The 21,612-nt window shown below is 66.1% G+C and carries 22 protein-coding genes, 2 tRNA genes and 2 pseudogenes; 17 read left to right on the top strand and 9 right to left on the bottom strand.

The genetic code is table 11. The features are described 5' to 3' along the window. Positions 1-13: 13 nt before the first annotated feature. The 5 genes and pseudogenes from NC4_RS14985 to NC4_RS15005 all read left to right on the top strand — a co-directional run bounded on the left by NC4_RS14985 (position 14) and on the right by NC4_RS15005 (position 4,992). Positions 14-2,014 (top strand): annotated as a pseudogene (locus NC4_RS14985) (APC family permease). Between the two features lie 107 nt (positions 2,015-2,121). After that, on the top strand, positions 2,122-3,084 hold the full coding sequence (locus tag NC4_RS14990; RefSeq protein ID WP_067537877.1) for a class I SAM-dependent methyltransferase: 963 nt from the start codon (positions 2,122-2,124) through the stop codon (positions 3,082-3,084). Then, positions 3,077-3,928, top strand: coding sequence for an RNA polymerase sigma factor (locus tag NC4_RS14995; protein ID WP_067537879.1), 852 nt, complete (start codon positions 3,077-3,079; stop codon positions 3,926-3,928). The genes NC4_RS14990 and NC4_RS14995 overlap by 8 nt, the downstream gene beginning before the upstream one ends. A 543-nt stretch (positions 3,929-4,471) precedes the next feature. Then, on the top strand, positions 4,472-4,681 hold the full coding sequence (locus NC4_RS15000) for a hypothetical protein (protein ID WP_029927731.1): 210 nt from the start codon (positions 4,472-4,474) through the stop codon (positions 4,679-4,681). Further along, positions 4,678-4,992, top strand: a complete 315-nt coding sequence (locus NC4_RS15005) for a hypothetical protein (RefSeq protein WP_067537881.1) — start codon at positions 4,678-4,680, stop codon at positions 4,990-4,992. The genes NC4_RS15000 and NC4_RS15005 overlap by 4 nt, the downstream gene beginning before the upstream one ends. Positions 4,993-5,086: 94 nt before the next feature. Here NC4_RS15005 and NC4_RS15010 read toward each other — a convergent pair. After that, a tRNA-Leu gene (locus NC4_RS15010) sits at positions 5,087-5,171 on the bottom strand. A gap of 138 nt (positions 5,172-5,309) precedes the next feature. Next, positions 5,310-5,624, bottom strand: a complete 315-nt coding sequence (mihF, locus tag NC4_RS15015; RefSeq protein ID WP_067537884.1) for an integration host factor, actinobacterial type — start codon at positions 5,622-5,624, stop codon at positions 5,310-5,312. 329 nt (positions 5,625-5,953) lie between these two features. Between mihF and NC4_RS15020 the strand changes: the two genes are divergently transcribed. Then, a complete protein-coding gene (locus NC4_RS15020) occupies positions 5,954-6,709 on the top strand; it encodes a tetratricopeptide repeat protein (RefSeq protein WP_169814804.1) in 756 nt (251 codons plus the stop codon). A gap of 54 nt (positions 6,710-6,763) precedes the next feature. On the opposite strand, the pseudogene NC4_RS15025 reads toward NC4_RS15020, so the two are convergent. From NC4_RS15025 to NC4_RS44650, 3 genes and pseudogenes are all read right to left on the bottom strand, one after another. Further along, positions 6,764-7,226 (bottom strand): annotated as a pseudogene (locus tag NC4_RS15025) (VOC family protein). Between the two features lie 31 nt (positions 7,227-7,257). Then, entirely contained in the window at positions 7,258-8,100 is an 843-nt protein-coding gene (locus NC4_RS44645; RefSeq protein ID WP_369690753.1) for an ATP-binding cassette domain-containing protein, read from the bottom strand. A gap of 32 nt (positions 8,101-8,132) precedes the next feature. Beyond that, entirely contained in the window at positions 8,133-9,545 is a 1,413-nt protein-coding gene (locus tag NC4_RS44650; protein WP_369690745.1) for a hypothetical protein, read from the bottom strand. A 180-nt stretch (positions 9,546-9,725) separates the two neighbouring features. On the opposite strand from NC4_RS44650, the gene NC4_RS15035 reads away from it, so the two are divergent. From NC4_RS15035 to NC4_RS15085, 11 genes are all read left to right on the top strand, one after another. Continuing rightward, on the top strand, positions 9,726-10,034 hold the full coding sequence (locus NC4_RS15035; protein WP_169814805.1) for a hypothetical protein: 309 nt from the start codon (positions 9,726-9,728) through the stop codon (positions 10,032-10,034). 68 nt (positions 10,035-10,102) lie between these two features. After that, a complete protein-coding gene (locus NC4_RS15040; RefSeq protein ID WP_245721684.1) occupies positions 10,103-10,501 on the top strand; it encodes a DUF1003 domain-containing protein in 399 nt (132 codons plus the stop codon). A 77-nt stretch (positions 10,502-10,578) separates the two neighbouring features. Then, positions 10,579-10,663 (top strand) — tRNA-Leu (locus NC4_RS15045). Positions 10,664-10,839: 176 nt separating this feature from the next. Continuing rightward, positions 10,840-11,289 (top strand): hypothetical protein, encoded by a 450-nt coding sequence (locus tag NC4_RS15050; RefSeq protein ID WP_174566852.1) that lies wholly within the window; start codon positions 10,840-10,842, stop codon positions 11,287-11,289. Positions 11,290-11,315: 26 nt separating this feature from the next. Beyond that, entirely contained in the window at positions 11,316-11,555 is a 240-nt protein-coding gene (locus tag NC4_RS15055; RefSeq protein WP_067537893.1) for a hypothetical protein, read from the top strand. Then, positions 11,556-11,909 (top strand): putative type II toxin-antitoxin system PemK/MazF family toxin, encoded by a 354-nt coding sequence (locus NC4_RS15060; protein ID WP_067537896.1) that lies wholly within the window; start codon positions 11,556-11,558, stop codon positions 11,907-11,909. Positions 11,910-12,340: 431 nt separating this feature from the next. Further along, positions 12,341-13,273 (top strand): cutinase family protein, encoded by a 933-nt coding sequence (locus NC4_RS15065; RefSeq protein ID WP_245721685.1) that lies wholly within the window; start codon positions 12,341-12,343, stop codon positions 13,271-13,273. Between the two features lie 207 nt (positions 13,274-13,480). Next, the gene (locus NC4_RS15070) at positions 13,481-13,822 is read left to right on the top strand and encodes a YciI family protein (RefSeq protein ID WP_067537900.1); all 342 of its coding nucleotides are present in this window, start codon (positions 13,481-13,483) and stop codon (positions 13,820-13,822) included. A gap of 6 nt (positions 13,823-13,828) precedes the next feature. After that, on the top strand, positions 13,829-15,025 hold the full coding sequence (locus NC4_RS15075) for an RNA polymerase sigma factor (RefSeq protein ID WP_067537903.1): 1,197 nt from the start codon (positions 13,829-13,831) through the stop codon (positions 15,023-15,025). 118 nt (positions 15,026-15,143) lie between these two features. Further along, positions 15,144-15,623, top strand: coding sequence for a VOC family protein (locus NC4_RS15080; RefSeq protein WP_067537905.1), 480 nt, complete (start codon positions 15,144-15,146; stop codon positions 15,621-15,623). A 365-nt stretch (positions 15,624-15,988) separates the two neighbouring features. Then, complete coding sequence (locus NC4_RS15085; RefSeq protein ID WP_084529108.1) at positions 15,989-16,495, top strand: pentapeptide repeat-containing protein; 507 nt, start codon at positions 15,989-15,991, stop codon at positions 16,493-16,495. Positions 16,496-16,663: 168 nt separating this feature from the next. Here NC4_RS15085 and NC4_RS15090 read toward each other — a convergent pair whose 3' ends face one another. The 4 genes from NC4_RS15090 to NC4_RS15105 are packed head-to-tail and all read right to left on the bottom strand — an operon-like array spanning position 16,664 to position 21,610. Then, on the bottom strand, positions 16,664-17,929 hold the full coding sequence (locus tag NC4_RS15090) for an MFS transporter (protein WP_067537910.1): 1,266 nt from the start codon (positions 17,927-17,929) through the stop codon (positions 16,664-16,666). Next, on the bottom strand, positions 17,926-19,179 hold the full coding sequence (locus NC4_RS15095; protein ID WP_067537913.1) for an ATP-grasp domain-containing protein: 1,254 nt from the start codon (positions 19,177-19,179) through the stop codon (positions 17,926-17,928). The genes NC4_RS15090 and NC4_RS15095 overlap by 4 nt, the downstream gene beginning before the upstream one ends. Then, the gene (locus NC4_RS15100; protein WP_067537916.1) at positions 19,176-20,408 is read right to left on the bottom strand and encodes an 8-amino-7-oxononanoate synthase family protein; all 1,233 of its coding nucleotides are present in this window, start codon (positions 20,406-20,408) and stop codon (positions 19,176-19,178) included. The genes NC4_RS15095 and NC4_RS15100 overlap by 4 nt, the downstream gene beginning before the upstream one ends. A 14-nt stretch (positions 20,409-20,422) precedes the next feature. Next, positions 20,423-21,610 (bottom strand): acyl-CoA dehydrogenase family protein, encoded by a 1,188-nt coding sequence (locus tag NC4_RS15105; protein ID WP_067537917.1) that lies wholly within the window; start codon positions 21,608-21,610, stop codon positions 20,423-20,425. Positions 21,611-21,612: the final 2 nt, after the last annotated feature.

The raw sequence follows: 21,612 nt of genomic DNA on the forward strand, positions 1-21,612 counted from the left end.
ACCCTGGCTTGTCGTGGCGGCTCCGATCGGCGTATTCAAGCGGCTCATTCTGGGACGCCCGTTCCGCAGCGACCGGCTCGGCGAAACCCTGCTACCGAAACGTCTAGCGCTGCCGATCTTCGCCAGCGACCCCCTGTCGTCGGTGGCGTACGCGACGCAGGAGATTCTGCTCATCCCTACTCTCGGCGGGCTGGCCTACATTCATCTGGCGCCATGGATCGCCTGCGCCGTGGTGGTGCTGCTCGCCGTGGTGGTCCTGTCGTATCGGCAAGTGGTACAGGCGTATCCGTCCGGCGGTGGCTCTTACGAAGTGGTCGCGAAGAACCTGGGACCTTTGCCGGGGTTGGTCGTGGCGGCCGCGCTGCTGGTCGATTACGTCATGACCGTGGCGGTATCGATCGCCGCGGGTGTGGACAACATCATTTCCGCTGTGCCGGAATTGAATCCCTACCGGGTCGTAATCAACCTCGGATTCATCGCGTTCCTCACCGCGATGAACCTGCGGGGGGTTCGTGAGTCCGGGCGCGCTTTCGCGATTCCCACCTACGCATTCATCGCCGGGGTCCTCACGATCATCGTTCTCGGATTGGGCAAGACTCTCACCGGCGATGCACCGGTCGCCGAGAGCGCGCACTACGGAGTCCACGCCGAGCAGGTCGGTCTCGGCACGGCGGCACTGGCGTTCCTGGTATTGCGCGCCTTCTCCTCCGGCTGTACCGCGCTCACAGGCGCCGAAGCCATCTCCAACGGTGTACCGGCATTCCGGAAGCCCAAGGCGCGCAATGCCGCTCTCACCATGGCGGCCATGGGAGCCATCTCCATCACCATGTTCTCCGGCGTCACCGCCTTGGCCCTCATATCGGATACTCGTGTCACCTAGAACACCTGCGCCCTGATCGGATTTCCCGGTGACTGTGCCACCGACCCGCAGCGCACCGTGATCGCGCAAATCGCCGCGGCTGTGTTCGGCGGCAGCAGTCTCGCCTTCTACTACCTGACGGTCACCACCGCGCTCATCCTGATCCTCGCCGCCAACACCGCCTACAACGGCTTCCCGCTGCTGAATTCGATTCTCGCCTAGCATCGTTATATGCCTCGCCAGTTGCACACCCGTGGCGACCGGCTTGCCTTTTCCAACGGCATCGTCCTACTCGCCATCGTCGCGGGCGCACTCGTCTACGCCTTCGACGGCTCCGCCACCCGGTTGATCCAGCTCTATATCGTCGGCGTCTTCACCTCCTTCACGCTCTGCCAGATCGGCATGGTGCGGCACTGGAACCGCACCCTCTCCGAAACCGAAAGCCCCACTGATCGAAGGCGATTCCACCGTGCCCGATTCATCAACGCCTTCGGCGCCTGCTTCACCGGTGTCGTGCTCGTGGTCGTCATGGTCACCAAGTTCACCCACGGCGCGTATCTGGTCGTCTTCGCCATCCCGGTCCTCGTCGCGCTGATGTACGCCATCAACCGCCACTATCGCGCGGTGCGCGCCGAGCTCACCATCGACGCGGAAACCGCCACCCTGCCCAGCCGGGTGCACGCGATCGTGCTGGTCTCCGGCTGGCACAAGGCCACCCAGCGTGCCGTCCAGTTCGCGCGTGCCACGCGGCCGGACACGATCACTGCCCTCACCGTCAACGTGGACGACACCGATACCCTTCTGCTGCACCAGGATTGGGATCGGCATGCGGTGACCATCCCGCTCAAGGTGATCGAATCGCCCTACCGGGAGATCACCCGGCCCCTCATCGACTACATCAAACGCCTGCGCCGAGACCATCCTCGCGACGTCGTGAGCGTCTACATCCCCGAATACGTCGTCGGCCACTGGTGGGAGAACCTGCTCCACAACCAGAGTTCCCTGCGCCTGAAGACACGGCTGCTGTTCGAGGCCGGAGTGATGGTCACCAGCGTCCCGTGGCAACTGCGCTCCTCCCGCAGGCTGGAGCAGCCTCGTGTCGGACACACCGTCGGCGAACTACGGCGCGGCATAACGCGCCCGCCCGCCGCGTAAACCCGCGAATCCCCGATTCAGCCGACGAATCAGGCTAGAGTTCAGCCCGGTGTGCCGGGAAGCCTGGTCGGCGAAAGACATAGCCCAACGAATCCAGGAGCAGGGCCGTGCCATTCACCGACACGCTCATGACGCAGTTCGCCCGCCCGCGGGGACCCCTCGGATCACTCGCCGGGGTGATCATGGCCCATCGGCCCAGCAGTGTCAGCCGAGGTCGATGGGCGATCGACAAACTCGCACCGAACCGCGACGCACGTGTTCTCGAACTCGGCTACGGACCGGGCGTGACCCTGCGCGAGACATGTCGTCGGGTGCCCGAGGGCCGCATCATCGGCGTCGATGTCTCACCGGTGATGCGGCGCCAAGCCCACCGCCGCAACCGGCAATTCGTCGCCCCCGGACTGCTCGAACTACGGCTCGGCGACGCCACCGCACTCGACGCCGACCTGCACGGCTTCGACCTCATCTACGGCATCAATGTCTGGCAGCTCTGGGAGGACTCCACCGCCGTCATCGCCGATCTGTCGACCCGGCTCCCCCCTGACCCACGGCCGGGCTGCCACGAGACTGGCCAGCGAATTCGCTACCACTCCCCTCGTCCGCATCAATACCGAATGGATGCCTCACAAATCTCCGGCCGTCCTGGTAATGGCGCAGCGCCCACCGAGTTCCGGCGAACTGTGACCGCCATCACCGATAATCGGCTGTCACAGTCGCGATCCGCCCGGTCTCTCATCTTGTGTCGAATCATTCGATCACTCGAGGAGAGAAACATGGCTGTCATGGAACTGGCGCGCTTCACCGTCGATCCGTCCGATGCCGAGGCGATGCTGGCCGCGCGTCCGGCGATGCTGACCGCCTTGCGCGAGAAGTTCGACGGGTTCGTATCGCTGCGGCTGGTCCGCCTCGACGAGCGCACCTGGCTGGATGTGGTGCAATGGCGCGACCGAGCCGCCGCGGACGCCGCGGCGGCCGGGATCGGCGCGGTGCCCGAATGCGCCGCCGCCTTCGCGTTCATCAAGGAGATGGTGTCGATGGAGCACGCAACCGTCGAGTTCGCCGATGCGTGAGGCCGCGGTCCGGCCGGACCTCGAGGGTCTGGCCGGCCGAGCGGTCGCCGGTGACGCGGCCTCGCTCGAGCACCTGTGCCGGGAACTGCAGGATCCCGTGTTCCGGCTGGCGCTGCGATTCAGTTCGGATCCGGAGGCCGCGGCCGATGCCACCCAGGAAATCCTCATTCTCGTCGTCACCCACCTCTCGGAGTTCCAGGGCCGGTCGAAGCTGACCGCCTGGGTGTACACGATCGCGTCCCGCTATCTGCTGCGCAGCACGCGCGGACCGGCCGAACTGAGTGTGGCCGGGCCGGAACCGTTCGCCGACTGGATCGACCGCAATCTCGCGCCCGCCCCGCCGGATCGCTTCGACGAGGCCGAGTTCCGGCTGCTCGCCGGGGAGGTGCGGCTCGCCTGCACCTACGGCATGCTGCTCGCGCTCACCCGAGACCTGCGCATCGCCTACCTGCTCGGCGACCTCATCGGGCTGCCCGACAGCGAGGGGGCCGAGGCGCTGGGCATCACCCGGGCCGCGTTCCGGCAGCGGCTCGCCCGCGCCCGCAAAACCATGCGGGCAATCATCGCCGACCGCTGCGGCCTCGTCGACCGCGCCAACCCGTGCCAGTGCGACCGGCAGATCGAATCCAGTATCGCCTACGGCATTCTCGACCCCGGACAGCCGGTATTGAGCCATGTACCCGGCGCGCAGCCGCCGATCCCGGCCGCCACAATCGACGCGGCCGCCCAGCAACTGGATACCGCTACCGCCATCGCCGAGATCTACCGCTCCGATCCTGAATTCCGTGCACCACACAGGGTTTGGGAGACTCTGCGACAAGCCTGCCCCGCCCTCGCCGGATGAGCCCGGTCGGTGAAACCACAAATATCCCAGAAGAACCCATCAATACCCACGATTCACGATTTCAGCGGATACAGCATCGGCACCGGCACCATCCGCTACCGCGATCTCGGTTACCTGATCACACCAACGATGACGCGATCAGCGAAGGACGCACCGGCTCACTGCTTTTCACCCTGGACCGGGGGTGTCCGTTGCCAGTTGAGTTGGTGCATGAGACGGACCGCAAGCAGCAGTGCGTCGGAAATGTGGCAGACGATAGTCTGGGTTCCTGCCACATTGTTGACGCAACTTGGTGTGCGGCGCGGGTATTGGCGACTACTCTCGACGCCGCGTGAGCGGATCCCGTTAGTCGCTGACGGCGGTTGTTCACCAATCGTGACGGCAGTCGACAGGGTTGCGGCGGGCGTGTCGTTCGCGAATTTTGACGGCGGTCAGGCGCGCGGAAGTGCCGGTGCGGTCTGAGGCCCAGACGTTGGGCGCTGGTGGGCGGGCGGCAGTCGCGGCGGCTTGCCACGGTAAAGCGTCACGCTTTACCGTGGTGCTATGGCGAAACTGAATATCAGCCTCCCGGATGCGACGGCCGAGGCCCTGCGCGCCAGCGCGCAGGGCAATGTCAGTGCTGAAATCAATCGGGCTGTTCTGCAACGGCTCGCAGACAAGGAGATGCGGCGTATTGCCGCTCACGAGAAGGCGAACCCGCCCAAGCACAGCGATTCCGACCTGCTGCGCATCGGTATGGGCCTGCCCTTGTGAGGGAGCTGCGCCAAGGCGACATCTACACCATCGCCGCGGGCGACGGCTACCTGACGGTGGTGATCGTCGATGGTCCGGCACTGCTGCGCCATCGCGATGTCGCGGTGGCGGTGCCGGTCGTCGAGGCCCGGGAAATGCCGCAGGATCTGCGGATCTTCTCGGTGGGATGGGATGAGGGCCGCGTGCTGGCGGTGCATCGGTTCATCCCGTGCGTGCGAGCCGTGCTGGAATCGGGGACCTACGACGGGACGGCGACTCAGGAGATGCTGGACTTCATCAAGATGGTGCTGGCCGTCAGGTTCGACCTCTGACTTGGGAGCAGAGCGACAACGATCTGGTCACGAGAGGTCGAAACTGAACGAAAAAGAGCTCTCCCTTTATGCAGGGAGAGCTCTTCCGACAGTGTGTCCGGAGGGGGACTTGAACCCCCACGCCCTAATACGGGCACTAGCACCTCAAGCTAGCGCGTCTGCCATTCCGCCACCCGGACCGGTGGTGCTCAGCAAGGTTATCGGATGAGACCGCCCGGACCAAATCGGCCGTTTACGGGGCGTTTTGCTGAGAACCGTGGCGGGGAGGAGTGGTTGGCCGCCGGGCCACGTTCGGCCCGGCAGGCGACCCCTCGAGACTACGAGCTCAACGCCTCCAGCAGAGCGGTGCGCTGGCGGGATCCCAGGCCGCCGATGCGGCGGTCGGCGGGAATCTCGGCCTCGTCCATGAGCTTGGCGGCCTTGACCGGGCCGATGCCCGGCAGGGCCTTGATGACCGCGGCCACCTTGGTCTTCTTGACCAGGTCTTCCTTGTCCGCGCGCTTGAGCACCTCGGCCAGGCTGACCGAACCCTTCTTCACCTGCGCGATCAACTCGGAGCGGGCCTTGCGCACCGCGGCGGCCTTGGCCAGCGCCTCAAAGCGTTGTTCGGGGGTCATCGTGGGCAGAGCCATATGTCCTTACCTTTCACTCGTTCGCTGGTACGTCGGCCACGAGTAAACATGACGACTGGCCGGGTGCCCGCACGACACACCGCGCGGACCGGGGGAACACGTCGGGCGACCTGCGAAAACCGGTCTCATTCGCAGGTCGTCCGACCAGGTGTTTGCTGCCGAAGACACCTGGCAAATACGGGGCTTATGGGCCGCGATGGGGACTATGGTAGGCGCGAAACAGCACACGCGCACCGGTGAAAGGCGGGGCAATGCAGGGGTCGTATCCGTGCGCCGAGTGGAGCACCATCGATTCACCACTGGCGGACCGATACGACAGTGCCGAGCCGGTGACCTCGAACGGAGCGCAGGTCTATCCGGTCCACCAGGAAATCGTCGGCCGCTCCCCCGTGAACGTCCGGTTCGAGCTACGCACGGCAGCGCCCCGGCGCGGGGTGCGTAGCCTCGGGATCGGCATGGGCGTGGACGGCGGTCACGTACTGCTGAACGGGCGGCAGTTGATGGGGGTTGACGTCTGGTCCGACGCCATGACCGGCGGTATCGATCTCCAGGTCTGCCCCACCGAATCCGAGGCGGCCATCTCCCTCTCGCCGGTCTGGGTGGACGACACCGACGCCGTGGTGTCCTGGTCGGGCAACTACGGCATGCTCATCACCCGCGAACGCGGTCACATCATCCTGCATTGCAGCACCGGGGTCGGCCCGCCCGATTTCACCGAGCTCGTCGTGGAATTCACCACCGGGCCCACGCCGCCCGATCCGATTCCGGCGCCCGAGGCGAGCCGCTACAGCGGCGCGCTCTACGAGCTGGCGGTGGCCATGCACGGCCGCGGCGAGGAGGACCAGGCGTGCGAACTCTGGTCCCAGGCAGCCGCTCTCGGCCACCTCGCCGCCGCCTACGACCTGGGCGTGGTCCATTTCCGCCGCGGTGATCTGGCCGAGGCCGAACGCTGGTGGCGCACCGCGGCCGAGTACGGCGACGCCCGCGCCATGGCCGGTCTGGCCGAGGTCCTGGACCGGTGCGGCAATATCAGCGAGGCCCGCGTGTGGCGCGCGGCATGCGCTGCGGAATCGCATTCCCGATAACGTTGCACCGACTGCCATTCCGGACGCGACCGCGCGCCGTGCCCGGAACGCGAGTCAGTCCAGGCAGAACTCGTTGCCCTCGGGATCGTTCATGACGATGAAGCCCGATTCCATCGGCGGGGCGGGATCGACGCGGCGCTGCCGTTTCGCGCCCAGGGCGACGAGCCGATCGCATTCGGCCTCGAGCGCGGCCATGCGCTCCTCGCCCTGCAGGCCCGGCGCCGCCCGGACATCGAGATGGACGCGATTCTTCACGACCTTGTCCTCCGGCACCTGTCGGAAGAACACGCGCGGGCCGTCCCCGTCCGGATCCTCGATGGCCGATCGCGTATTGCGCTGATCCTCCGGCACGCCGATCCGCGCGAGGAACTCGTCCCAGGCGGCCAGCGGATCGGCGCCCTCGGGCAGCTCGGACCCCGGGCGGGGCCGGGTGGACATAGCCCAGCACATCGCGCCAGAAAATGGACAGCGCCTTCGGGTCGTGGGCGTCGAAGGTGACCTGGATATGACGACTCATCGGTGTGCTCCGTTCGTGTGTGCGGTGATCGTCAGGCGCCGCGGGCGTGCGTGCCGGACTTGTAGCGGCGCAAGTACTCCCCGGTCAGGGATACCTGGTCGGCCAGGAGATCGGCCGGAGTGCCGGTGAAAACGATCTCGCCGCCGTTCTTGCCGCCGTCGGGCCCGAGGTCGACGACCCAGTCGGCATGGGCGACCACGTCCAGATTGTGCTCGATGACTATGACGGTATTGCCGCGTTCGACGAGTCTGTCCATCAGCGCCAGCAGGGTGTCGACATCGGACATGTGCAGCCCGGTGGTGGGTTCGTCCAGAACGTAGACGCTGCCGGTGTTCTGCAGTTGGGTGGCGAGCTTGATGCGCTGGCGTTCGCCGCCGGACAGGGTGCTCATGGCCTGTCCGAGGCTGAGGTAGTCGAGCCCCACTTCGATCATGGTGCGCAACTTGGCATTCAATGCCTTTTCCGGGAAAAACTCCACGGCCTCCTCCGCGGACATTTCGAGGACGTCGGCGATCGACTTGCCGCGCAGGTGCAATGCGAGCACGCCCTCTGAGAAGCGCCGCCCGTCACAGGATTCGCAGTGTGTGGTCACCGGATCCATGTAGGCGACCTCGGTGATGATCACGCCGCGGCCCTCGCATTCCTTGCAGGCGCCGTCGGAGTTGAAGCTGAACAGCCCGGCGGGCTCGCCCGTGGCCTTGGCGAACAGCTTGCGGATGGCGTCCATCAGGCCGAGGTAGGTGGCGGACGTGGAGCGCGAGGACGCGCCGATGGCGGATTGGTCGACGAAGACCGAATCCGGATAGCGCGACATGAATTCGTCGCGGATGAGGCTGCTCTTGCCCGATCCGGCGACGCCGGTGATGGCGGTCATGATGCCGGTCGGGATCCCCAGGGAGACGTTCTTCAGATTGTGCGCGGTCGCATTCTCGACCCGGAGTTCGCCGGTGCCGGACCGGAAGACGTCCTTGACCCGGAAGGTGCGGCGCAGTCCCTGCCCGGTGAGGGTGTCGGCGGCGCGCAGTTCGTCGAACGTGCCGGTGAACATGATCTCGCCGCCGTGCACGCCCGCGCGCGGTCCGACATCCACGATGTGATCGGCGAGCTGGATGACATCGGGATCGTGTTCGACCACCAGCACCGTATTGCCCTTGTCGCGCAGGGCTCCAGCATCCGGTTGAGGCGGCCCACATCGCGCGGATGCAGGCCGACGCTGGGCTCGTCGAAGATGTAGGTCATCCCGACCAGGGTGCTGCCCAGGTGTTTGATCATCTTCAGCCGCTGGCCCTCACCGCCGGACAGGGTGGAGGTCGGCCGGTCCAGGCTCAGATAGCCGAGCCAGATGTCCGCGACCCGCCCGAGCGCAATGCGGCAGGCCTCGGCGAGTCCCTGTGCGGCCGGATCGGTCACGGCATCGAGCACCTCGATGAGATCGGTGATCTGCAGCGCCGTCCACTCGGCGATAGTGCGCCCGTCGATCTTGGTGGCCGGGGCCTTCTCATTGAGCCGCGCACCGTGACAGGCCGGGCACACGCCCTCGGTCAGGAACTTCTGGATCTCCTCGCGGGTCTTCTCCGACAGTCCGGAGGTGTCGCGCTTGAGCTTGGAGCGCGTGAACTTGTCCACGAGCCCTTCATAGTTCGCCTTCCAACTCCCCTTGTTGAAGGTCAGCTCCACTTTGCCGCCGGTGCCGTGCAGCAGATCGTGCCATTCCGGCTCGCTGTAGTCGGCGAGCTTCTTGTCCAGGTCGAAGCGCCCGGAATTGCCGTAGAGCTGCCAATCTCCGCTGCCCACAACGTATCCCGGCAGCAGGATGGCGCCTTCGTTGAGGGATTTGGATCTATCCACAAGCTTGTCGGGGTCGGCGGTGATGGTCATCCCCAGGCCGTCGCACTCCGGGCACATGCCCTGCGGGGTATTGAAGGAGTAGTCGTAGACCAGCCCCGTCGACGGCGATCCGAAGCGGGCGAACATGGCGCGGATCATGGAGTAGATATCGGTCATGGTCCCGACCGTCGAGCGCGGCCCGCCGCCCACCGGTTGCTGATCGATGATCACCGGCGCCGTCAGATTCTCGATCGCCTCGGCGTGCGGCCGCTCGTAGCGCGGCAGGAAGTTCAGGATGAAGGCCGGAAAGGTCGCATACAGCTGCCGCTGCGACTCCACGGCGATGGTGTCGAACACGATGGACGACTTGCCCGAGCCCGACACCCCCGTGAAAACGGTGATCTGGTTCTTGGGGATCTCGATCGAAATGTTGCGGAGATTGTGCTCGCTCGCACCGAGCACTCGAATCGTTTCGCCGGAGGCAATAGGCATCCCACAACCATGCCGCGAGGCCGCCTCGAACGTGCGATAAAATGTGACGCAACTCACATCAACTTCCGAGAATCTCCGGGTCCGCCCCTGATTGCCGATGGTTGGCGGCCATCTACAGTGGCGGTCGATCGCGGCGGCCCATCCGCCGCGCGCGACAACGAGGAACGCACCATGAACCCCATGCGATGGACCGCCGGCGCAGCCGCCGCCCTGTTCGCCGTAACCCTGCTGTCCGGCTGCACCGACGTCGAGCGCGCCCTCAACAAGGGCGGCGACACCACCTGCGCCGACTACCTGAAGCAGGACGCCGACACCCAGCGCATGACCGTCACCAAGGCCATCAAGCAGCAAACCGGCAGTGACAACGAGCCCCCCGGCACCAATGTCGACATCTCCATGGCCGCCGTCCAAGCGCTGTGCCGCGTCCAAGCGAACGAGAACACCCCCATCCGCGACGCCGACTTCGCGGGAATCTTCTTCAACAAGTAGAACTTTCAGCCCCGGGGGCGCGGCCGCCGCCGCCCCCCCCCCGGGGATCGCCGACGAGGAGGTTGACCGTGACGCCGCCCAAGCTTCCGCACCACCCCGCCGTCATCCGCCTGCAACAGCAGCGCGCCGCCGATCTGCAACTCCGCGTCGCCGACTGGATCACCAAGTTCGCGGGCTCCATGCAGTTCGTCTACATCCACGCCATCGGCTTCGCCGTCTGGATGCTCTTCATCGAGAAAAGCCCTTGGCCCACACTGACTCTCGCCGTCTCCCTGGAAGCGATCTTCCTCTCCACCTTCGTCATGATCGGCCAGAACCGCCAAGCCGAGTTCCAGCAACTCAAGGCCGACCACGACTTCACCGAACAGGAACTCGAACTCAAGACCAACCTCGAACTCACCCGCGCCATCCACCAGATGACCGCCGAGCTCCACCGCCGCGTCATCGACGACCCCGACGCCCGCTAAAACCGCCCCCCCACAAGCTCTTTCGTCCCGATTTTTATTTTCGGCCACCCCTCCGCTAATCTTATGGAGCATCACCGGTCCGGGTGGCGGAATGGCAGACGCGCTAGCTTGAGGTGCTAGTGCCCGTATTAGGGCGTGTGGGTTCAAGTCCTCCTCCGGACACAATGAAGCTCGAATTGCTTTGCACCGCAAGGAAATTCGAGAATTCGGTGTTCAAAGCCGTATTGAACCCCCACGATTCGTGGGATTGAGTGATCGGTCGCGCCCGCAGGATCAGCGCCCCGGGTCGCATGCCTTCGATCGTGATATCACGGCCGCTGCGTGCGGCGATGCGGCGGATGAACGTGCCGTGGAATCCCTTGCTGGCCACCGTCGTCGACGAAATCCGCGACCAACTGCTGGCGGTCTTGGTCCAGGCGGGTGTGTCCACCGCCGGGCCCGCCGAGGAGAAGCTGCGTTCCGCACTGCAGGCGTTCCTGGAGACCGTCGACAGCGACCGGCACATCCACCGGATCGTGTCCAGTGAACCCGGCGACCTACCGGAACTGATTCGGCGGCGGCACGAGGTGCTGACCATGATCGCGGACCTCGTCGTCGAATACGCCCCCGCGGCCCTCGGCGTCACCCCTGATCCAGCCTGGCTACGCCGCGCCGCGCTTTTCATAACCGGCGGCGTCAACCAGCTGATCGAAGGCTGGCTCGACAACGCCATCGACATGAACGCCGCCGAACTGGCCGCCGAATGCGCCCGCATGTGCATCAGCGTCCTCGGGAATCCGAATGCCTGAACACCTCCGCTGGTACTCTTCGTGGTATGAAGACCAATACCTCGATCACCATCGATGAGCACGTCCTCAACCGGGTGCGCGAGGTCTCCAATGGGAACATCAGTTCCTTCATGGAACGGGCAGCGCGCCACGAGCTGATGTACCTGGCCGGGCAGGCGGTGGCCGATTGGGAACGCCGACAAGGAAATGACGTCGAAGCCCGCGCCCTGGCCGATCTGGAACTACAGCAGGTGGCGATCAGACAGGCGCTCGGCGAGGCGCGGTAGATGACAGTGCGGCGCGGCGAGATTCGCTCCTATCTGCCCGGCGTGAGCGGCCGCGACAAGCCGTCGGCCATATCCGGCGATCGAGTGGTCGTGATCTCCAACGACGGCGCCAACCGTGCGATGTCCACCGCTCTCGTACTGCCGATCCTCGACCACATAGATAACGATCTCGACCCGTCGGCCTTCAGTTTGATCGTGCCGCTCGGCGATCTCGATCCGTTTCCGGGCGCGGCGGTCCAGGTGTATTGGCCGAAGGTCATCCCGATGTCGTGGTTCACCGAGCCCGTCGGAACGATCAGCCAGGCCACCCTGCGGCAAGTGTTCGCGGCCCTCGTCGACTACGTCGGTGAATGACACCGCGCCTGACACGCCGCCCGCAGACCGCGTCGTGATCGTTACTACCCGAGCGTCGGGCACTTCCGCCGGTAGAAGGCGTGTGCGTAGTGGTCGTGTCCCCCTCCGGACACAACCATGCCCGCATTGTCTTGCACTGCAAGGCAATTCGGGCGTTCTTGTTTGAAGCCACTTTGACCCCCACGGTTCGTGATATCGCGCGGTCGGCCGTATGAGCCGCCGTGAAGGGGTGCAGGTGATTCGGTGCACAACCTGTATTCCGGTGAGGCTCCACACACCCCGCAGGCGATTGATGACGGTCGCCTGGCGCTACGGCCTCTCCGGCCTTCCTTCGCAGAATTCGTTGCGAGACAGTTGTGCCGAAGCACTTTGGCGGTAAGTGCCGACGCGCCGGGCCGAAAGCGTGGCGGACTCAGGCTGCGAATTCAGGCGTGTCTGCCAGACGCATCTCCTACGATGCCGGGCTATTGCGGTTCTCGAGTGCTCTTGATTTCCATCCCGTGCCTATCGTTCTGGAAGGTGCCCTGATCATGTGGTTCGGTCTCCGCAAAACGGCGGTCGCTGGCTTGCTGTCATCGGCCCTCGTCGCCGCCACCCTCGCGGTGCCCGCGCCCGCGGCCGCTGCGCCGGACCCGGTGCGACCGGCGATCGCTATCGCCTGCCGCAACGCCAGTGTCGTGTTCATCGGTGCGCATGGATCTGGTGAATCGCCGTTCGGCCGTAGTGGTCTCGGGCCGGTGATGTGGTCTGCATACTCGTCGATGGACCGGAAGCTGGCCGCGCGCGGGGTGCGTGTCAACGCCGTGGCCGTCGACTACTGGGCCCTCCACCCGAATACGCTGTTGCTGCTGCCATGGGATAGCAGCGCCTTCTTCGCCAGCATCGCCGACGGGGTCGCGAAAACCCGACGCTTGCTCGACGACTACCGAAACAGCGCGGACTGCCGCGGCAAACAACTCGTACTCGGCGGATACTCCCAGGGCGCGATGGTCATTCACCGAGTCCTGCAACAGTTGCACCCCACGACGGCACCCTTGCCCGGGTTCATCGGCGCCCTGCTCGTTGCCGATGGCGACCGCCTCGCACACGACGGGTATCTGGTGGGCGGTGCGCGACCGGAGACGGTTGGGATCGGTCAAGTGTTCCCGTGGTTGTCGGGCAGCGGCTCGGAGCGGGACATGGCCTCCAAGTGGGACATCTTCTTCACCGAGGTATGCAAGCCACGCGATATCGTCTGCTCCCCGGAGCTGCAACCAGGCAACGCCTGGGGCATGATCGGACAGATCTACAACCAGATTGGCATCCATCTGACCTACGCCAATAGCGCGGTCCTCGACGAAGCCGCGCAGGGGGTCGTCTATTGATCTGACGCTCCAAAACCGCAATAGCTTGTGGCCGCGGCGAAGTCTGACCTGTGCACAGTCAGAGCCCTCCCAGAAACCGGGGGAACCACGGTAGGGCATCCACCGGCGCGGAGGGTTGAGTGTCGGGCGATGTCGTGAATCGCGTTGTGCCGATCGTCTTGTGGGTAGAGGCTGGGGAATGACCAGGCCGCCGAAACAGGAGGACCTATGAAGTACATGCTGTTGTTCGTCGATGACGAGAAGTTCTCGGCCGAACTCGAGGCGATGTCGCCGGAGGATCGGGATCGGGCGTACGAGCGGGTCGGGGCGTGGTTGGCTCGGTATGCGGACAAGATTCGGGGTGGGGCGAAGTTGTGTGATCCGCGGACGGCGACCACGGTGCGGCTCGGGGACGGGGAGCCGGTTGTCAGTGATGGGCCGTTCGTGGAGGGCAAGGAGGTGGTCAGTGGGTATTCCGAGATCGAGGTCGCTGATCTGGACGAAGCGCTGTCCATGGTGCGGAGGTGGCCCGGGTGCCCGATCGTCGAGATCCGGCCGCTCGAATCCTGATGCGGGATGGGCGACTCCGCGCACGAGGAGGAATTGGTTCGGGTCGTTCGTGACCACGCAGCGCGACTGACGGCCTCGTTGGTCGCGCTGCTCGGGGATGTCGGAGCGGCCGAGGACCTGGTGCAGGACGCGGTGGAGGCCGCGCTGCGCCGCTGGCCGGTGGACGGCATTCCCGAACATCCCGATGCGTGGCTGCTGACCGTTGCGCGGCGGCGCGGAATCGACGTCCTGCGCAGAGAACGGAACTATCGCGCCAAACTCGCCGAATTGCAATGGCCGGTGCGGTCGGCGCCGGATGACCGGCTGCGGCTCATCTTCACCTGCTGCCATCCCGCGCTGCCGCGCACCGCGCAGATCGCGCTCACACTGCGGGTGGTGTGCGGATTGACGACCGAGCAGATCGACGCCGCCTTCGTGGTGACGGAAAGCACTGTGGCACAACGATTGACGCGAGCGAAGCGCAAGATAGCCGAGGCTGCGATCCCGTACCGGATTCCGGATGCCGAGGAACTGCCCGCCCGGCTCGGCGAGGTGCTCGCGGTGATCTATCTGATGTTCAACGAGGCGTATCTGTCGACCACCGCCGATGCGGTGCATCGACCGGATCTGGCCGCGGACGCGGAATGGCTGGCCGCACTGCTGGCCGGACTCATGCCCACCGAACCCGAGGCCGCCGGACTGCTCGCCCTCATCCGGCTGCACCGGGCGCGAACCCCGGCCCGGTTCGACGGCGCCGGTCTGGTCCTGCTGCGCGATCAGGATCGCTCCCGCTGGGACCGGCGGGCCATTACCGACGCGACCGCCCTGCTGACCCGGGCGGCACGTCGGCACCGGCCGGGCCCCTATCAGTTGCAGGCCGCCTTGGTGGCCTGTCATGCGGAAGCACCGAGCTGGGAGGACACCGACTGGCCGCAGATCGTGGCCCTCTACGACATGCTGCTGGTGCTGTCCCCGTCACCGATTACCCGGCTGCACAGGGCCATTGCCGCCAGCTATGTCCACGGCCCGGCACGCGCGCTGACCGAACTCGAACCACTCGCCGCCCCGCTCGATCGCTATCCGCTCTATCACGCCACCCGCGGCGAGTTGTTGCGGGCAATCGGTGACACCGACGCCGCGCAAACCGCCGACGCACGCGCCCGCGCGCTCACCGCCAATCCCGCCCAGCAACTGCTGCTCGAACAGCGGCTCAACTGGAGCTGACCAGATTTCTCGCGCGCGATGTCGTATGCGGCGCAGCGCCGATCGTCTGATAGGTAGGAGGGTCGATCGGACGCACCGACCTTTCCCCTCGATATCCGCATCGACCAGGAGCAACGCCATGACGACCACACCCGCCCCGATCCCCGCGACCTATCGGCGCATCACACCCGCCCTCGTGGTCTCGAGCGCCGCGAAGGCCATCGAGTTCTACACCGAAGTGTTCGGCGCCCACGAGCGCGTGCGATTCCCCGGGCCGGACGGCGGAATCGTGCACGCCGAAATCGAGATCGGTGACTCGGTCGTCATCGTCGAGGACGAGTCCGCCCTGATGGGCACCACCGCGCCCCCGCCGGGCGGCCTGCCCGGCTCTCCCGTCTTCCTGTTCATCTACGTCCCCGATGTCGATGCGACCGCCCAGCGTGCGGTGGAACTCGGTGCGACACTGGCCCGTTCGCCACAAGACCAGTTCTACGGCGATCGGAACGGCTACCTCGTCGACCCCTTCGGACACGGATGGACGATCGCCAGCCACGTCGAGGACGTCACGCCCGAGGAAATGATGCGCCGCATGTCCGAAACGCAAAGCGGTGCAGTCTGATCGACGACCGGTCCGCGAGACCAACTGGTCGCGGTCTTCCGCGCGACCCATCGAGATGCGGCCAGGATTACTCGATACTCAGCTGTTTCGCTGGTGGAATGCGTGCGCGTAGTGGTCGTGTCCCCTCCGGACACCACGAAGCGTGAATATGCCCAACCCACCTCGGGCGCCCGTGAGCGGTTGCTCGTTGTGTGCGAATCGGGTGTCGTTGACGGCCTTTGTAGGCGATGAGGCTGGCGACCGCCTGTGGTTGGCGCGGGTGGTGATGGCTATGGACGTGCGGCTGGTCGTCGAGTGCACTGCGGCGGCCGGGGCTGCGACGGCCTCCCGGGAAAACGCGACCGCGCCCTGCGACATGGCTGGATATGGTCGTCACAGCGATGTCCAACCGCCCTCTGCTCGCGTTGCACTGTGCGGACGGTAGAGGTTCGAATCTGACCGGAGCTGACTTCGCCGCCGGATACCTGCGCGGAATCAATATGTCGGGCGCGAACCTGGACGCCTCGAACCTGTCCGATACGGACCTCCGCGAGGCGGATCTATCCGACGCCGACCTATTGGAGGCGGATTTGGATAGGGCGGACCTTCGCGGAGCGAACCTGCGTGGTGCAACGCTACGACGGGCCATCCTCACCGGAGTGGTGTTCGGAGATGCCGTATTACAGGACGCAGACCTGACTGGCGCCATCCTCGACGGGGCGGACCTGAGTCAGGCTCAGCTGCCCACGCTAACGGAGATGTCCGAAGTGCGCTGGTCAGCAACGACACGTTGGGGACTTGTTCACGACGCCGTTGCCCAATCCTCGGTCGCACTCGGCGACGGCAAGTACATGCTGAATCCCCCTGGCCGCCACGCCAAGGCGACCGCGTGACCATTAGCTAATTTGCGCCGATCTCCGCGATTCCGGTCTCAGTCACCTGCCCCCGGACCTACTCGATGACCAGCTGATCTCGCTGGAGGATTGCTAGGGCGTTATGATCGCCTCCCCCTCCAGACACAACGAATCACGAATTCCTTTGTGGTACAGGCGATGCGGCGCCTACGACTCGCTGGGTTCGGCATGGGCGGTACCGACTCGCTGGTGTGGGCGGTTGTTCTCAGCCCAGCGGACGATCGGCGGTACGGCCAGACCGGTCAGGAGGAAAAGCACACCGACGAGCCACCATCCGGGTATTCCCCATTGGATGCACAAGGTGATGAGTAGGGCGGAGCCGAGGGTGATTCCGAGGCCGAGGCCGATACCGAACATGCCCTGGTATTGGCCGACGGCATGGCGCGGGGCCAAGGCGAAGGACAGTTCGAAACCGCCTGCGGCCTGCCAGAGTTCGCCGATCGTGTGGATGATGACCGCAATCGGCAGCAATGCCAGGGCGACCCACACGGGGACACCAGCCAGGAGTGAGAGCAAAACAGCGGCGGCCAGGAAGGCGAAGCCCGCGCGGCGAAATGCGCGGCCGCCCGCGGCGAGGGTGGTGATGCCACGGCTGAACCGGACTTGGAAGGCTACGACGACGACGGTGTTGATCAGCATCACCATCGATACCGACCAGTGCGGCGCCAGGATTCGGTCCACCAGCCACAGTGGCACGGCCGTGATCAGTACGGTGTACTGGATCGCCATCACGCCGTCCAGCAGGGTCAGCGCGAGGTAGGGGCGGTCCCGCAATGCGACCCATCGCCGCCCGGTCACCGAGAGTGTGGGCGCGAGGTAGGGCAGGAAGCCTATGAGCAGCGCCGAAACCGCGTATGCCACACCGCTGCCCGCGATCAGCAGCGTGTATGCGGAGCGGGTGTCGACGGTGATTCCCCAGCCCGCGAGGACCGCGCCCACGGAGATGCCGAGGTTGGTGACCGAGCGCAGGTAGCCGCGGAACTCGGCGGGTCGCTCTCCGCCGTACTCCTGTACGAGCGGACCGCGCGCGGCCTGTCTCGCCGATTGCGCGACCGTGACGAGACTCGCGAACAGCACGAACATCCTAAAGTCGCGCACGAGGCACAGGCCCGCCATCGCCAGCGCGCCCAGGCCTAGCGTCAGCGCGTAGACCGACCGCGCGCCGCGCCGGTCGGCCAGGTGGCCGAACGGTATTCCGGCCGCCAGCGATACGGCGCCCGCCACGGTCAGACCGATACCCACCTGAGCCACGGGCAGGTGCACCACCCGGGTGAAGTACAGGACCCCGGCGGTGAGGTAGACGCCGTAGCCGATGGTGCTGACCAAGGTGGCGGTCGCCAGGAGCCGGGCGGGTCGGCCGCCGTTCGGAAGTATCCGTGTGGTCCATCGAGAAAGGCTGGCGGTGTGGCTCATCCGGCTGGCGCACCTGTGGTCCGCGCGCTGTCGGCCACGGTCACGAATCGAACGGATGCGGCCAGTTCCGCGGCGAGTTCCCGCGCCCGCGCCGAGGTCTCCGCACCGAAGACGATCATCGCGACCCGGTCGAGGGAATTCCGCAGTGGGCGGATCGCGGCGCCGGGCTCGATCATGAGTTCCGCGTGCAGCACCGCGGGGTGGGCGCGGATCTCCTCCCAGCCTTCGATCGCGACGACCGTGCCCGGCGGCGGGGTCAGGTAGCGCACCGCCGCACCGCGGGTGGGCTCGAGCGGGCCGGATGCGGGCGGCCTGCCGAGCATGTCGTCGATGATCAGCCCGAAAAGTTCTATACCGGGGATGGTGTATTCGAGCATGGTGTGGATCCGGTCGCCGCCGAAGCGGGCGTGCACTTCGCCGAGCACGACTCCGCTTGGGGTCAACCAGACTTCGACATGGAAGGCCCCGACGCGCAGCCCTACGGTGAGCAGTGCCGCGGACACCGTTTCGCGAATCTCCCGGTACCGGGTTTCGGGCAGGTCCGCGGGCATCGTGTGCGCGATCTCGACGAAATATGGCGGCGGCACAGTCTCTTTCGCGGTGATGGCCAAGACCACGGGTCGCCCGCCCTGGAAGATCCCTTCGACACTGAACTCCGGCCCGGACACGAACTCCTCGACCAGGAAGGCCCCCGGGCCGGGCAGCAGCGCCATCGCCGCGGGCAGGTCGGCCGCCGAGGAGATCCAGCTGACCCCCGTGCTGCCCATGTCATCGCGTGGTTTGACGATGCACGGCCCCGGATGTTCCCGCAGAAACTCCGCCGCATCGGCCGCGCTCGCACACAGTCGGACTGCGGGCTGGGCGAATCCGGCCGCAGCCAGGGCCGCTCGGCAGGCGTCCTTGGTGCGGATCCGGCGGATGGCCTCGGGCGGATTGCCCGGCACACCGATCGCCGCCGCGGTGTCGGCCGCCGTGACCTGAGCCATCTCCAACAGGGCGAGCACCGCTGTAATGGGCTCGCCCGCCGCGACCCGGCGGCGCGCCCAGTGCGCGGTCGCCTCCGGATCGGTGAATCCCATGGCCGCGGTCTCATCGGCCGCAGCCACGATCGAGGGCGTGGCCGCGAGGACCGGTGAGGTGACCAGCGTGCGGATTCCGCGGGCGGCGGCCTGCGCCAGTGCGGCCTCGGCCTGATCCACGCTGAACCGTAGCTCCCGGGCGCCGCCGACGAGCAGCAGTGTCGGTTTCATTTCCCCACTCCCGCCGCGACCGGACCGCGCCGACTCAATGTGTTGATCAGGCCGCAGAACTCCTCGATCTCGGTAGCAGACATGTTGGCGCGCAACATCACTCGCAGACCCGCCTTCCCGCGGGCAATGATCGGGAAGAAGATCGGCGGGGCGAAGAACCCGGCGCGCAGCAGTTCCTGCGCCAGCGGCACGGTCGCCTCTTCGGAACCGACCCGTACGAACCGGATCGGCAGGCCGTCACCACGTTCGGCGGTTTCGATCAGGCTGTCGAACAGATCGATATTGGCCTGCAACCGATTCTGTAGCTCGGTCAGCTCGGCGGTCCGGTGCAGTTCGGCCGACGCGAGCACGGCCCCGAGACCGGCGGTGTTGATCCGCTGCGACCACATGAGCGGGGCGGCACTGCGCAGCGCCGTGTCCACCCGCCCCCGCGCACCGCGCGGGCCGAGGAAGATCGCGCCGCCGGACGCGCCGAACCCCTTGTTCAGCGAGGTGATGATGACGGTGCGGTCGTTGATCTCCCCCATCTCCTCCAGGACGACGCCGCGGCCGTGGCGCCCGACCGTGGAGATGCTGTGCGCCTCGTCGAGGAGTAGGAACAGACCGTACTTGTCCTGCAGGCGAATCAGTTCCGTGATCGGGGCGCGGCCGCCGGTGCTGTACACACCATCGGTCACGTACGCCACCTGGCGATGCCGCTTGCAAAGATCCTCGAGGGCGTCGACGTCATTGTGCGCGATCGTGCGAATCTCGGCCTCGTCCGCCACATTCGGCTTCATGGCGTTCATGCAGAAGTGCGCGTTCTTGTCGAACACCATCAGCGGCGCGATGTCGTCGGTGAAAAGCCCCGACGCGATCAGCGGCAGGCGCGTCCACGCCGCTGCGGCACAGGAATTGAGGGTGATCGCCTCGACCTCGAACAGTTCCGACAGCGCGGCCTCGGCGTCCCGGAGCCTGCCGAACCGCATTCGCATGCGGGAGGACGAGGTGTTGAGCGCACCGTCGGCCAGCACGGCCTCGGCCGCCGCCCGGACCAGCGCCGGATGCGTATCGAGTCCCAAATAGGAGTAGGACGACATATTGACGAACTCGTGGCCGTCGGCGAGCGCACGGTGTCGGCCATTGCCGAGTCCTTCGACCGGGATGGCGAACAACCCCGCCTGCTGGGTGACTTCCCAGAAGTCGGAGCAGATACCCACGGACTTCTTGATATTGAGGAATTGATGCATGATGCTTCGATCTCCTACCTGGACAACAGCTGCCGCCGGGGTTCGGCAACCGTCGGTGTGCGGGTGGTGTGGTGTTTACCGGCGCTGCGATACAGGGTGTCGTGGATCCCGTCCGCGATCAGCAGCGCTCCGAGGTCACGGCGGGCCTTGGCGATCGGTGAGTCGGCCCGGTATCCGGCCGCCCCGAGCAGTTGCGCGAGCTCGGTCGCGGCTTGGTGCGCGGTGTCGATGCCATGGGCCTTCATCTCCCAGCCCAATTGCTCGGCCCGCTCGGGCTCGGTGTGCGCGACCCGTGCGGCCATGGCGGTGCCGAGCAGGGCGGTGGTCAGCTGAGCGTGTGCGCGGCCGAGAGTGACCAGCGCCGAGTCACGCAATCGCGGAAGTTCCCCGCTGGCGACCCGGTACCCGAGATGGTTGTTGACGCTGTCGAAGACGGCCGCGGCCGCGCCGAGCGCGGTGGCGGTCACCAGCGGCCGGTAGTTGGTGAAGTGCTTGCGCAACAAGGACATTCCGTCGCCGACCAGCACGTCGCGTTCGGGGTGCACGGGTACGGCGTCGAGGTCGAGCACTCCCCACGTCCATCCGGCCATGCCCGCGGGCATCACCGGCTCCCGGCCCAGACCCGGTTCGGCGGCATCGATGGCCGCGGCGGCCAGCCTGCCCTCCGGGTTCTGGAAGAACACGATGAACACCGCGGCCTCGGTGAGTCGGCTGATCCAGGTCTTGCGACCGCTGACCAGCCAGATCCCGTCCGGGCCGGTCGTGGCGCGGGTGCGGGCCTCGACGGCGCGGGAACCGCCGTGCGGTTCGGTGGTGGCGACGCCGACGAGTTCGCCCGCCGCGACGCGGGCTCCCCAGCGCTCGCGCAGCGCGGGGCGTCCGTACCGGGCGATCAGACTGCCGTGCCCGACGGTCACCGCGTCTCTGAGGTCGATGTCCCGGTAGCCGCAGACGAACTGCGCCAGTAGCCCGTTCAGCGGATGGGCCATGGTATCGAGGAAGCCGTCCTCGACCATGACGAACCGGACAGCTCGGAGGCGGCGTGACCGCTCGGGCCCGTCCGGGAGGTCGACCGGGTAGGGGGCGAGCACTTCGTCCAGCTTGATCTCCATGGCGGACAATCGATCCCAGTCGACCTCGTCGGCGGGATCGAGGACCGGGCGCACCGGTCGCAGCCAGCTGTCGATCGCGTCACCGGTCATGG

Origin of the sequence: Nocardia crassostreae (genome assembly GCF_001613405.1) — a bacterium.
Taxonomy (GTDB): domain Bacteria; phylum Actinomycetota; class Actinomycetes; order Mycobacteriales; family Mycobacteriaceae; genus Nocardia; species Nocardia crassostreae.

Coding starts and splice junctions, on each gene's coding strand:
- NC4_RS15095 (WP_067537913.1), bottom strand. CDS start 19,179: ATGAAACCGACACTGCTGCTCGTCGGCGGCGCCCGGGAGCTACGGTTC.
- NC4_RS15080 (WP_067537905.1), top strand. CDS start 15,144: ATGACGACCACACCCGCCCCGATCCCCGCGACCTATCGGCGCATCACA.
- NC4_RS15035 (WP_169814805.1), top strand. CDS start 9,726: ATGCGATGGACCGCCGGCGCAGCCGCCGCCCTGTTCGCCGTAACCCTG.
- NC4_RS15055 (WP_067537893.1), top strand. CDS start 11,316: ATGAAGACCAATACCTCGATCACCATCGATGAGCACGTCCTCAACCGG.
- NC4_RS15100 (WP_067537916.1), bottom strand. CDS start 20,408: ATGCATCAATTCCTCAATATCAAGAAGTCCGTGGGTATCTGCTCCGAC.
- NC4_RS44650 (WP_369690745.1), bottom strand. CDS start 9,545: ATGCCTATTGCCTCCGGCGAAACGATTCGAGTGCTCGGTGCGAGCGAG.
- NC4_RS15070 (WP_067537900.1), top strand. CDS start 13,481: ATGAAGTACATGCTGTTGTTCGTCGATGACGAGAAGTTCTCGGCCGAA.
- NC4_RS15090 (WP_067537910.1), bottom strand. CDS start 17,929: ATGAGCCACACCGCCAGCCTTTCTCGATGGACCACACGGATACTTCCG.
- NC4_RS44645 (WP_369690753.1), bottom strand. CDS start 8,100: ATGACCGCCATCACCGGCGTCGCCGGATCGGGCAAGAGCAGCCTCATC.
- mihF (WP_067537884.1), bottom strand. CDS start 5,624: ATGGCTCTGCCCACGATGACCCCCGAACAACGCTTTGAGGCGCTGGCC.
- NC4_RS15060 (WP_067537896.1), top strand. CDS start 11,556: ATGACAGTGCGGCGCGGCGAGATTCGCTCCTATCTGCCCGGCGTGAGC.
- NC4_RS15075 (WP_067537903.1), top strand. CDS start 13,829: ATGGGCGACTCCGCGCACGAGGAGGAATTGGTTCGGGTCGTTCGTGAC.
- NC4_RS14995 (WP_067537879.1), top strand. CDS start 3,077: ATGCGTGAGGCCGCGGTCCGGCCGGACCTCGAGGGTCTGGCCGGCCGA.
- NC4_RS15105 (WP_067537917.1), bottom strand. CDS start 21,610: ATGACCGGTGACGCGATCGACAGCTGGCTGCGACCGGTGCGCCCGGTC.
- NC4_RS15085 (WP_084529108.1), top strand. CDS start 15,989: ATGGTCGTCACAGCGATGTCCAACCGCCCTCTGCTCGCGTTGCACTGT.
- NC4_RS15050 (WP_174566852.1), top strand. CDS start 10,840: ATGAACGTGCCGTGGAATCCCTTGCTGGCCACCGTCGTCGACGAAATC.
- NC4_RS15000 (WP_029927731.1), top strand. CDS start 4,472: ATGGCGAAACTGAATATCAGCCTCCCGGATGCGACGGCCGAGGCCCTG.